General features: G+C 67.7%; 6 protein-coding genes and 1 CRISPR repeat array. All 6 genes read right to left on the bottom strand.

Annotated elements, in window-relative coordinates; translation table 11 throughout:
* Positions 1-52 precede the first annotated feature (52 nt).
* Positions 53-1,129: direct repeats of the CRISPR family, unit length 35 nt; unit sequence GTTTCAACAGCCTGAACGGCTAAGGGCTGGCTGAC.
* A 257-nt stretch (positions 1,130-1,386) separates the two neighbouring features.
* The 6 genes from cas2 to QZY48_RS24455 are packed head-to-tail and all read right to left on the bottom strand — an operon-like array spanning position 1,387 to position 12,284.
* A complete protein-coding gene (cas2, locus tag QZY48_RS24430; protein ID WP_295435975.1) occupies positions 1,387-1,665 on the bottom strand; it encodes a CRISPR-associated endonuclease Cas2 in 279 nt (92 codons plus the stop codon).
* The gene (gene cas1, locus QZY48_RS24435) at positions 1,665-4,736 is read right to left on the bottom strand and encodes a CRISPR-associated endonuclease Cas1 (RefSeq protein WP_295435977.1); all 3,072 of its coding nucleotides are present in this window, start codon (positions 4,734-4,736) and stop codon (positions 1,665-1,667) included. Before cas1 ends, cas2 begins: the two co-directional genes overlap by 1 nt.
* Before the next feature lie 42 nt (positions 4,737-4,778).
* The gene (locus QZY48_RS24440) at positions 4,779-7,133 is read right to left on the bottom strand and encodes a TIGR03986 family CRISPR-associated RAMP protein (RefSeq protein WP_295435979.1); all 2,355 of its coding nucleotides are present in this window, start codon (positions 7,131-7,133) and stop codon (positions 4,779-4,781) included.
* A gap of 18 nt (positions 7,134-7,151) precedes the next feature.
* Positions 7,152-8,657: an RAMP superfamily CRISPR-associated protein gene (locus tag QZY48_RS24445; protein WP_295435981.1), complete on the bottom strand. Its 1,506-nt coding sequence runs from the start codon at positions 8,655-8,657 to the stop codon at positions 7,152-7,154.
* A complete protein-coding gene (locus tag QZY48_RS24450; protein WP_295435983.1) occupies positions 8,644-10,497 on the bottom strand; it encodes an RAMP superfamily CRISPR-associated protein in 1,854 nt (617 codons plus the stop codon). Before QZY48_RS24450 ends, QZY48_RS24445 begins: the two co-directional genes overlap by 14 nt.
* On the bottom strand, positions 10,494-12,284 hold the full coding sequence (locus QZY48_RS24455; protein ID WP_295435984.1) for a hypothetical protein: 1,791 nt from the start codon (positions 12,282-12,284) through the stop codon (positions 10,494-10,496). The genes QZY48_RS24450 and QZY48_RS24455 overlap by 4 nt, the downstream gene beginning before the upstream one ends.
* Positions 12,285-12,327: the final 43 nt, after the last annotated feature.

Genomic DNA, 12,327 nt, shown 5'->3' on the forward strand with positions numbered 1-12,327 from the left:
CGGCTAAGGGCTGGCTGACGGAAGGTCACCGTCAGGTGGGGAAGACGATGATGTTTCAACAGCCTGAACGGCTAAGGGCTGGCTGACTATGCTCATCACCTCAACAATGGACGTTCTCCTATCTGTTTCAACAGCCTGAACGGCTAAGGGCTGGCTGACGCGATCGGAAAGAACGACATGCGCATCAAAAAATGTTTCTACAGCCTGAACGGCTAAGGGCTGGCTGACTTGGCCGCGTCCGCGGCGGCCGTTGCCCTGTTCGGTTTCAACAGCCTGAACGGCTAAGGGCTGGCTGACCGACCATTCAGACGCCTGTCGTTGGCAAGAAATGGTTTCAACAGCCTGAACGGCTAAGGGCTGGCTGACTCCTGCAGAGGTTACGTTGTACCTCTCAATAGGGTTTCAACAGCCTGAACGGCTAAGGGCTGGCTGACCCTCTACCCGCCCCCGCCCAGGGAGCTTCCCAAAAGTTTCAACAGCCTGAACGGCTAAGGGCTGGCTGACCCATGGATGGATCCCGGAAGAACACGAGTCGTCGTCGTTTCAACAGCCTGAACGGCTAAGGGCTGGCTGACGGAGGGGGCATGGGAGATACGACTGCAGCATAGAGTTTCAACAGCCTGAACGGCTAAGGGCTGGCTGACGAAATGGGAAACATATCCCAAGATACAGCAGAAGAAGTTTCAACAGCCTGAACGGCTAAGGGCTGGCTGACAATTTCGAGGTATTTGTGCTTGGTGGGGTCGGATCTGTTTCAACAGCCTGAACGGCTAAGGGCTGGCTGACGCCTATGTTCGGTGGGATGTGGAACAGTTGACGTGTTTCAACAGCCTGAACGGCTAAGGGCTGGCTGACAATGCGCCGACTTCAATCGAGCCGACGATGTCGGTTTCAACAGCCTGAACGGCTAAGGGCTGGCTGACGTTAACGCAGGATTGTTTGGGTGGTATGTGTGTGTTTCAACAGCCTGAACGGCTAAGGGCTGGCTGACGGTATCACGGTGACAGGAATAGGGGTTGCATTTCTGTTTCAACAGCCTGAACGGCTAAGGGCTGGCTGACCCGATTTTGACCGCCAATGCCAAGGTTGCCGTCGTTTCAACAGCCTGAACGGCTAAGGGCTGGCTGACAGCCCCACTGAAATCGCTCACCAGCCCAATCAGTTACGGACGCTTTCGGCGACTTGCGGATTCCGGTCCTCGGTGCGCTCCGGCCAGCCCGCCGAAGCCGCGCAACCAAAGCGTAACCCACTGAATCTCAAGAACCGGCGACTCAGGGCTCGCACGGTTTCCGGGAATCGCCCGTAACGGTGCGATTCTATTGCTTTTGATTGTTAAAGAGCAAGCCCCGCGGGGGGCCGGGTCCGTGAGTCGCCGCCGGCCGCCGTTCAGAGGATGACGACGGCCGGGACCGCGGCCACGGCGCCGCCGTCCAGGGTGGCGGACGACTGGCGGCAGGCGGCGCAGATCCGATAGAAGCGGATATCGTCGTCCTCGCCGACCAGGGCCCGCAGGTCCTCGCGCAGCATATCGAGGTCGCGGCGGTCGCGCACGATGATTTCAAAGACGGAGCGCTGGACGCGCTCGCCATAGCGCAGCAACAGGTCGCCGACGCGGCGGCGCAGGCGGTCGTCGCTGATGTCGAAGGAGGCGACATAGACCTCCATCAGCGCGCGACCCAGGCAGTAAAGGGCGTCCCGCCGCGCATGGCCTCGATCAGGCGCCGATTCTGGCCGTGGATCTGCTGCAGGATGGACCGGGATTCACCCTCGGCCAGGGACTCCGCCGGCGCCTCCAGGCGCTCCCAGATCAGGGCCAGATAGCGGCGCAGGGCCGCGGGGGAGAGTCGGCAGCCCAGGGTGGGGTCCAGGTGAAACTCCTCCGGTTTGAGGCCCTGGCGGGTGACGGCGCGCAGGGCGGCGCGCTCGATGACGTGGCGGAACGGCTCCATCAGGTCGGAGGCCAGCGCGGCATGGCGCCCGTGGGGCTGGTGATAGAAGCCGATCCAGGGATAGAGCCCGGCGACCCGCAGCAGGGTGTCGACATGGGCATAGAGCAGCGTATAGCCCAAGGAGAGGAGCGCATTGAAGGGGTCGCGCGGCGGGCGGCGGTTGCGCCCGTCGAAGCCGTAGGCGGCCGGAATGGTCGCGGCCAGGGCCTGGAAGTAGGCGCGGGCGGCGGCGCCCTCGATACCGTTCAAGGTACTCGGGTCCGGGGCCTGGGCCGCGTCCAGGGCGGCCTGGTGCAGCGCCTGGCGGGCGGTCTCGAAACCGCTCGGTTGGCGCTGGCGCAGCAGTTCGCGTTGGTGGCGGATGCGCGCGACGATGACCGCACGGGCGGCGGCCAGGGCCCACTGAGGGTCGGCACAGCGCGCCTGTTGGGTGAGCCAGAAGCCAGCCCCCTCGGCACCGGGCCGCCCGCTCCAGGCACTGCCCTGGTAGGTGCCGCCGCCGCTGGCAAAATGGATGGGGACCTGGTGGGCGAAGGCGGCGCGCAGGGCCGGGGTGGTGACGTGGTGTTGGCCGAAGCAGACGACGGCCTGGAGCTGCCGCCAGGGACTTTCGGTGACGGTCTGATCATCGCGGGTGGCGACCAGGCGGCCCTGGCGGGTGGCGATCAGTACGGGGGCACCGGTGATGAGCAGGAGTTGACCCGCGTCCGTCAGTTGGCCGAGTCCGGCGGGGGCGGCGGGGTCGCGCACCGGCGTGGCGGGCCCGCCCGACACCTGCGGCGCGGCGGGAGGCGCCGGCGGCGGCTCCGGCCCCGTGGGGCCGAGCGGGACCGGCGGGCTGCGGGTGAGACGGGCGAGCCAACTGCCAGCGGCCGGGGGCTTGGGCGCGCCGCTGGGGGTGCTCGCGTGCCCCTGACCGGCGGTGTCGATAACCAGGTCGTTGAGGAAGAGGAAGCCCAGGTAGCGGAACCCCTGGTCGAAGCCGACGCTGCGGCTCTTATCCTCGTTGAGCGTGAGCCCAAGCTCGGCCAGCGAGCGGCGCACCGCCGCCCCGGCGGCCTCGGCGCGCTCGCGGTCCTTGCACAAGACCACGAAGTCGTCGGCATAGCGCACCAGCCGAAAGCCGGCGTGCTCCAGGTCGCTGTCCATATCGTCGAGCATGAGGTTGGCGAGCATCGGGCTCAACGGCGCCCCCTGGGGCAGGCCGCGGCTGCGCTCGATGCGCATCCCCTGATAGTCGACGGGGGCGGCCATCCAGGCGAGCAGCAGGTCCACGGCCGGGTCGTCGCGGTAGAGGGCGCGCAGGCGCTCGCCCAAGCGCTGCCAGTCCAGGTTGTCGAAAAAGCCTTGAATGTCGGCCTCGTAGACCCACCGGTAGCCGTCGCGCCAGGCGCGTTGGATGGCGCTGCCGGCGGTGTGGCGCGAATGCCCGGGGCGGTAGGCGTGGCTGGCGGCGGAGAAGACGGACTCCAGCGCGGGGGCGATGCGCTGGACCAGGGCGCGCTGCACCACGCGGTCCCAGAAGGGCGGGATGGCGAGCCCGCGCAGGTCTCCGTCGCGTTCACGAAACACCACCCCGGCCAGGGCCGGGGGCTGGTAGTCGGCCTCCCGCAGGCGGTTGCCCAGGCGCTCCAGGCGGTCGGCCAACTGCTCTTCCTCATCCGGGTCGGGCAGGTCCGGATACTCGGTGTCCCAGGTGGCGTAGGCGTCGTCCGGGGCGCCCTGGGGCTCGCCCGCGCCCGCGTCGGCGTGGCCGCCGGCGTTGGCCTTGCGCACCTGATTGTCGCGGATGACACGGTAGGCGGCGTAGAGGTTGTCGTCGCGGGCGGCGGCGGCCAGGAGCGAGGCGGCGGGCTCCACGCCGGGGGCGGTGCTCCAGCCGTCGGGGGTCTCCAGCCGATAGCGCCCGAGTCCGAGTGCGCGCCGTTCGCCCAGGCCCAGGTATTGCCCCAGGACCAGGAGGCGCAGCCAGTCCGGCGGGATGGCGGTGGCCGGGCCCAGGTCGAGCTCCCCGGTGAGGCCGCCGACCGGGCTCGACTGACCGGCGGCGTCGCGGTACTCGCTGTCGACCCAGAAGAGGTGCCCGGCGGGCGCCGGCAGTACGCTCGGGACCGAGCGCGGCGGGGCGCTACCGCCGCGCTCGCGCAGCAGGCTGGCGGCGGCGTCATAGAGTCGGCGCGGCAGCAGACCGTCGGCCAGGTCCGCGGCGCAGTGGCAGAAGCGGGCCTCGCCCTTGAGTGACTCGGTGGCCGCCGCGCCCTGCCCCGTCGCCTGGCGCTGATCCAGCCGCACCGGGCTCAGCCAGCGCAGCCGGATGGCGGGCGCATGGGTCCAGAGCGCGGTTTCGGCCAGGAGTCGCTCCAGGTCATACAGCGTCAGGTCGGCGACGCTCGCCACGGGGTCCCCGGAAAACAGGTCCTGCAGCGCGCTGAGGCGCAGGTTGTCGCGCAACGGCACCTGGGGCGCGGTGCGCGGAGCGGACCCCGGCAGGCCGCGCAGCCCGGTCAGCAGCCTGGCCAGCGCGGCCTCACTGCCGGGCAGGCCATAGACGGCGAAGCGGTAGCCGTCCCCGGCGCGGTAGTCGGTGCGCCCGCTCTCGGGGGCGTCGCTGGCGAGCAGGGTGTGAAAGGGCTCCGGCGACCCGGCCAGGTGGCGAACCAAGGCATGGACAGCCGCCTGGTGGAAGAAGCTGAAGCGCGCCTCGGCGGTCAGTTCCAGGGTGACCGCCAGGGCGCGGAGGGGCAGCAGGGCGGCGAAGGGGAAGGCGGTGGGGGTTGAATCAGTCACTGTGGCGGCCCGCCGTCTGGGTCAGGTGCTGCATTGTCATTCTCAGAGGTATGGCAGCGTCGGCAGGGGCTGTCCGGGCGTGATTTTCCCCAGCACCTGATGGCCTCCGGGTTGCGCGTTGGCGACAAACCATTTGAAGGTCTCATCCTCGGTCCTGCCAGGATCGGCTGGATTGCTCTGCCGCTGCTGCGCGGTCAGTGGGGTATGCACCGGGGTGCCTGGTTGGAGTTTCGTCGGGTCGCCCAGGGTGGTGAGGATGGCGAGCGCGTTCTCATCGATCAGCCGTGGGTTCCACCAGGGCTGGTGCTCGGGGGCCAGGTCCCTGGACCAGTCGCCGGAACCGGTGCTCGCCACGACGGCGGCGGCCTCGCGCGGATAGCGCGCCGCCCAGGCGGGGGCGCCTACCCCGGGCTGGCCGCGTAGCCAACCGCGGGCATAGCGCGGCTGTTCGAGGGCTTTAAGTCCGTAGCGGTGCTGCCGGTCCACCAGGAACAGTCCGGCAATGTCCACGCAGACGGTCCCGAGTCCGAGCGACTTGCCCAGCCCGAGCTTGTGCCGGTGGGCGTCGCTGGGGCGCAGCGCGGCGACGAGCAGGGTCAGTTCCGCGTCGCTCAGGTTGTCGAAGTCCAGGTGAAACCAGAAGGGGTTGCCTTTCTCCGGCACCAGTGGCCGACAGGAGAGGCGCAAGTGGTCGCGTTGGTCCCCTGCCCGACTCGTGCAGGTCCAGGGCTCGGGGTTGTCGCCGACGAAGCCTGCCGCCGGGTGGTGGAGATAGAACTTGCGGCCGTTGGGGCGGTGCGGCCCGCCGGCGTCGTTGCCCAAGCGGCCCTTGGGGATGTAGGTCTGCGGGTTGGACCCGTCATGGAAATAGAGCGCCGGCGAGGGGGGCTTGGGGCTCGACAGGGTCTTAAGGGTGAGCGGGTGACTGGCGGTCTTGGGTGCCCGGAAGGCGACGGCATCGAAAACGCGCACGCGGGACGCCAGGGCACTGGCACTGGGATCGTCCTTTTCCCTGCCATCCTCCACGACGCCGAACAGCAGTTCAGCGGGGGTCAGCCCCGGGCGTGGTTTTAGGTCCTTGGGGTCCGCACGCAAGGGGGTCAGCACATGGTTGTGGGTCAGGGCATCGAAAAAGTCGTGGGTGGACTTGCCCAGCCGACGGCGCCAGATAGCGCAGATGGCGATCTCCTTGATCGCCCCCTGTTCGTCCACGTCGAAATAGACCAGGTCCCCGTCCCGGCACCGCCAATGGTCGATGCCGCTCAGGGCGAAGGGGTGGCGGTTGTCGGTCTCGTCGGCACGCTCCTTGGCGAGTGCGTGAAAGGTCTCCACGACCTGTTGGGGCACGGGTAGGTGGGGCTCGGGTTTGCCGTCCGGATGCGGGATTAGGATCTCGTGTTTCTTGGTAGGTGGCATCTCGTCGGCCCGGCCATCAATGCCCAGGACGCGCAGGTAGCCGCGCACATAAAGGTTTTTCTGAGGCTCCGACAACTGGCCCCACTGCGCCAGCGTACAGACGTGCTCCAACTGGCGTCCGAGCAGATAGTTTCCGTCTTTCGCCTTGAGGGCTGGCCGCGCGGGATCGAAGGGGTGCTTGAGATCGGCGTCAATTGGCTCGAGCACGGACCTTTGGAAGGTCATGCCTGAGGTCAGCTTTGCATAGTAGTAGCAGGGGTGCGCCGGATCGAAGCTCGTCGGATGCTCGGTCGCGAGGAAGGTTTCGACACGGAGCCTTGGCTGGGTGCCGCCGCCCGCGACTGGGACTGGCTCATAGCCATCCACATAGGCGGTCAGCACTTGACCCCAAGTGAAGTCCTTGAAGACCGGGCGCCAGCGCGGGGGGAGCGCGAATCGGTCGCCCACTCGATGCAGTGTCGGCAGACCCACGGGGACGAGATCGAACCGGGGGCCAGCAGCCCCGGCCGGTTTGCGCTCGACCAGGCGGCCAAGTGCTGAGAGGGTGTCCTCGCCCATGTTGACGCGCACTGAATAGGCGCGGTCCTCCAGGACCCGCAGGCTGGACTGGCTGATGGCCTCGGCCACGGCACTAACCATGCCGCGCAGTGAGCTGCCGGGGAAGCCGGGCCAGGTGTGGTCCTTGCCCTGGGGGTCGCGCCAGGTGGTCCGATAGGGCTCGACCTGCTTCGCCCCGTTGGGATTACCGTCCGCGGGAGCGGTTTGGGCACCGCCGACAAGGGTGGGACGCTCCAGATCGAGCCGACAGACGAGGCGCCCGGAGTGGGTGCCGGGCACCCAGCGGTCATGGCGGGCGGGGTGGGCCGAGCGGCCTTCCTTGATGTCGGCATAGTCCTCGGTTTCGACGGCCCTGTCCTGTCCGTCACGGTGGACGCGCCCGGTGGCGGGGACGAAGTGGTAGGGGTTGTGGAATTCGCGCATGGCATGGTCCTCGTCGGTTCAACGCGGGGCAGCGGCAGTCCGGGGATGAAGGGCGGTGATGGCAGTCGCGATCTCCTGGTGCAGGGCCTCGACCCAGGACTGCGCCGAGGCGAGGCTGAAGCGCCTACCGATCCAGTCGAGCAACCCCTTGCCATGGGGATCGGTCCAGGCGCCGACGGCGGTGCCGGCCTGTTGCAGCTCCACCTCCAAGGCCCCATAGCCGCGCGATTTGCCCCAGCCGGCGGCCAGATCGCCCTCCAATGCGTCGCGGGCGAGCAGGAGCAGGAGCGCCTTCTCCCAGTCCGCCAGGTCCCCAAGCCGGGTATCGAGGCGGATGTCCGCGTCGAGGATGCCGCAGCGGGCGGCCCTTGCCTGATAGAGCTTGTGACGCTCGCCGCCACCGGTGAAGCGGTCAATGGCGACGAAGGTCTGTTCAATGGCGTCGCAGGGTTGGGCGGCGACGGCGTCACCGATCCAGAGCCGGCCGCGCCGACCGGTGGTGCCGAACAGCCGGCCGAGCAGGTCATCCCCGACCTGATCCGCAGCGCAGCCTGGGGACTGGGCGGCAGCAACCGTGACCAGGATGCGGCGGGCGCGCCCGCGCAGCAGTCCACGCAGGGATGACGCGGGGATCCGGGCGTGGCCGTCCGGGGTGCGGCTGAATTCCAGGTCCGGGTCGTGGCGCTCGTCTGCCTCCGCCGCGGGGCCTGGGTCACGACGGTCTTCGGTGACGAGTCCGGGCTCGTTGACGAGGAGTGGACCCAGGGGACGCAGCCGGACACGGATCTGGTGGCCGGGCGCCAGCGGCGGCGGCACCGCCGCGGGAGTGCTCGTGAGGGTTCGGAAGGCTTGGTCGAGCGGGCGGTCGGCGTCGTCCAGCCAGGCAGCGAGTGCGGCGCGATTGAGGTAATCCACCCGGTCCAGGGTCCAGCACAGACGCCCCTGCAGCCGGCTCGCGCCGCGTCCGATGGCAGCGGCGGGACCACCGTCCAGACTTGCGAGCAACCCGAGCAGGGCGGCCAGTGCCCCCTGATCCAGATCGTCCGCCTCCAGCCTCAGGCTGAAGCGTGCACCCTCCGGGACGATTTCATGGCGGAACAGCAGGTGGTCGCCCACGGTGCCGGTGATTGGGTTGATACCGATGCCGTGCTGGATGGCGGTCGTGCGTTCCGGGTCCCAGTAAGGGCGACGGTCGGCGCCGGGCGCGCATGTCGAGGACGCCACCAGGGTGGCATCGAAGATCCGAACCCTGCCGGCCTCTTCCAGACGCCCGAAGAGCCGGTCGGCCATGGCCGGTTGCGTGGCGCAGCGATCACGCAGGTGACCACGCAGCGTGGTAGCCGGGATATAGGGTTTACCGTCGGCGTCCAAACAGACGGCGCGGTACAGTCCCGGCGAGTCGTTTCTACCCTTGCGCTCGGCGAATGCCTGATCGGTGCCATCCCCCACATGCAGCGGGGAGCGACATTCCAACCGGCCCAGGATGCACACGCGGGTGTAGACGAGGTCTTCAGTCAAGCACATACCATGCCTCCTTCGATGGGGTCAGCCCCCAGTGCAGGTCCAGATTGATGGCGACATCCCCGTAGCCGTTCTGGCGGATGTAGGGGTTGGCCCACCAGTCATCCGTGTCCGGGGCGTTCTGGGGCTGGCCCAAGCCATGGTCGCGCCAGTCGGCGAGCACCGCCTCAGCCGCGGCCTGATCCCTGACGGGCTCCAGTACGAAGACGCTGCCGGAGCAGGTCAGGAGTTCCGGGTTGTAGGCCGCCCGCCCCTTCCAGAAACGTTCGCGCAGATAGCCGCCGCCCACCAGTTGCTGTTGCGCGAAGAAGCGCAGAAGCTTCAGGTGCCCGCCGGAGAGGTCGTGCCAGGTTGCCTGATAGCGGTCAAACAATTCGCCCTCCCCACCCGTACCGCGAAGACCATGGGGGCCGGGCAACAGTCGTGCCGCGCTTTGCAGGCAGACACAGGCGAGCCCATCGCGCAACAGGGGGCCGCTCGCGGCGACTGGATCGAAGGGCGGGTGCAGTCGGGCGGCGGCATTGGCCTTCGTCTTGCCGACCCGGCGCAGAGGCTCGCGCACCAGTTCTGTGAGTGCGGCGGCGACAGCAGGCCGGGCGGACTCGGGGATAGCCGAGAGGTCGATCTCGGCCAGCCATAGGTGACCGTCAGGGACCAGTGCTTCGCTGGCAAACAAGGCGCCCTCCTTGGCCGCGCCGCGCCCTTGCCGGATGGCGGTGCGGACCTCGATCCGCCGCGGGGCTGAGTGACCTCCGTACAACTCCGCGCTTTTCCGGGACCCGACGCCGCCGTACTTCCAATCCATGCAGAAGGCAGGGGCGCGGCCGTGGATGAGCCCGGCCGGTCCGGACATCAGGGCCAGGTCGTAGAGTGCAGACTTGCGCGAATCGAGCTGGTCTGGGGCCTCGGCCAGACTTAGCGGAGGGACCAGAGGCCGTTTGAGCGCCGCCCGGTCCGCTGGCGCCTCGATGGGGATGGCCTGGGTGATGCGCAGGGCGCTGAAATGGGCGCATAGGGCGGCGAAACGCGCATCGGCACAGGTCTGCTCCCGGTCGCCCGTGAAGATGCGTGCGGCGATGGCGCCGCGCAGGACGCTGCCGGGGATGCGGTCTTCCGACTCGTAGCGGTTGTTCCCAGTGTGGGGCCGGGCGACGCACACAGGGCGGTCGAAGCACAGGCTCAGGCCCAGGCGCGGTGCGGTCTGCTCCAAGAGCAGCACCGAACCCGGGGCTGGTGCGGCGTGCTCGACCGGGGTTGCGGTGACGGCAACGCATTTGATCCGGCCATAGCCGGCCGTTTTCATGGCACCCAGGGAGGCCGAGTATTCCAGTCCCTTGCGGATGCGCATCGCCAGGGTATCGGCCTGGCTCTGCGTCTCCAGGTCCGCCTCGATATGTCCGACGAAGGTGGATTGGTCCGCGGTCGCAAAGGGGCTGTCGATCACCTGCAACATGCCGGCCGCGACCGCGCCGGTCCTGGGTTCGATCTGGATGCGATGGCGCGCCCGGCGACTTGTTACTGGCGGCTCGGCCAACCAGTCATGGTCGAAGCGTAGATGCGCGCGGACGGGTCGATTGTCGCTGTGCTCCGGTGAGGCCGTGCCGAGCCAATGGTTCGGGTCCCAGGGAAGGGCGTCCGCACCGGGGTCGGGAACGTTGGACCTGAGCGAGTCGAAGAGGGTCCAAGCGTGGCGGAGATTGCCGCGGATCAGGTTGCCGGGCAGGGCCGGTCGGCCGCCGCTGCGGCGGGCGGCGGTGTCGATGCCGATCTCGCGGCTCTCACCCGCTTGGCTGAGCACCGGACCTTCGATGCCGATGCAGACCTCGAAGCGATAAGTCGTCATGGTTGGGCTCCCGGGTCCGCGGCGGCGGGGTCTGCTGCCTCAATGGATGCCCGATCAAATGACGGGGTCAGGTAGTCCCATAGCTCGGCCAGGTGGATCCAGGTCCAGGGGTTGGTAATCGCGCTGCCGCCGATCTTGACCGTCCCCGCGGTACCGAAGAGTCGGGTCAGGGTCGCTTCCAGGTCACTGGCGTCGGGGTCCTGCGTGACCTCCTTCATCCGTGTTAGGGCCGCGCTGTAGGCTATCTCTGCATCCGCGGCGGTCGGCTCACGCGCCTGCTCGCTCCAGTCGGTAGCGACCGCCGCACGCGCAACGGCGTAGGACTGGCCCTTGGGAAAACGTCCGAGCAGGGCTTCGAGCAGAGGTCGGGTTCGGGGCCAGTCGCCGGCGGGCGCCAGATCCTGCCGCAACTTGGCGGCAGCACTATAGCGACCTTCAAAGTAGTCGCCCAAGTCGTCCTCGACGGGGAAGTCTACGGACTCCAGGACCATGTAGTCGAAGCGGTTCTTGAGCTGGCTGTCCAGTCGTTCCTGCTCGTTCTTCCCTCTGGCCTCCGCCTGGAGGCGAGCCTTGATCCGGTCGGCGAGTTGTCGTGCCAGGGTCATGGAACGTTGGATGGGCGTCTTGGCGCGGCAGAAGACCAGTCCGACAGCCTGGGTCAGGGACCGGTCGTCATGCGCCCAGCCCGCGAAAGAGGTGAACAGGTGCTGGAGCACGTCGAACCCGCACCAGGCGGGCACGACCAGCAGCAGCTCGTCGCCACCCCACAGCAGGGTCTCCAAACGCAATCGCCCGACCCCATTTCCGCTGGCGAGGAAGAAGCGCTCGTCGGTCGCCATGAAACGTAAGAGATCGTTGAGATAGACGCGCCGCCGGTCCTTGATCGCCCGGTCGAATTTCTCGAGGGACTTGAAACGTTTGCAAGTCTCCTCCCGGATGCTGGAGAAACGGTTGCCGTCCGCGTAGATGACGGCGACCTTACCATTGAGGTTGCCGGCACGCCGGTCCCGGGCAAGGTCGCCCAGGTCTCGGCTATAGCGGAACGGATAGGCCGGATGGTCCGTGGTCAGACCGGCTTCATCGCGATAGAAGCCCTGCTTGCGCGTGACGCCATGGCTCCACCGCTCCCGGACAGAAGTGCTCACGCGAATCTCGTCTTCGCCCTCGCGGGCGATGGGCCTCCGAGCATCGGCGGGCCGGCGTCCATCCCAACCGCAAGGGCCGACATCAGGGTCCGTATTCAGCGGTGGCGGCACATAGGTTGGGCTGCGCAGCTGCGCGAAACGGATGCGGGCCAGGGCACGCTCACGCACCGCGAGTTCCCCGGCCGCGGGTGAATAGCCCTCGGCGCAGACACCGAAGCTCAGGTTCCGATAGCGTCTGGTTGGGGTGCTCAGGTAGTCGACGATATGGGCCGCGATCTCTTGGGCCTGTAGCTGGTCGGTATCCGGCAGCAGGAATTCGCCGATGGAGGCACCCGTCGAGACGACACGGGCATTTGGGGGCAACAGTGGAATACCATTGTGAGGCTTGCGGGACTCAACATCGGTGATCGCTTCCCGCAGCAGGAAGCTCGCGCCACGCGCGACACTGAGTTGATCTGTATCCTCGATGACAGCGCCGATGTTGAGTCCTTCCACGCGGAGATAGAAGTCAGTGTGCTCCGGAACCCCCTGTTGCGCCGCCTGGGCCGAATTGGGCGCCGCGGATGCGGGCTTGGAGGTAGGAGCGTCGGGGCTGCCCGAAGGGTCTTTATCTCTTGCACGCGACTTCTTTTTCTGCCCCATAACATACTCCTGCAGTGATTGGCGAGAGTTGGCGTCGATCATC

Origin of the sequence: uncultured Thiodictyon sp. (assembly GCF_903828115.1) — a bacterium.
GTDB lineage: Bacteria > Pseudomonadota > Gammaproteobacteria > Chromatiales > Chromatiaceae > Thiodictyon.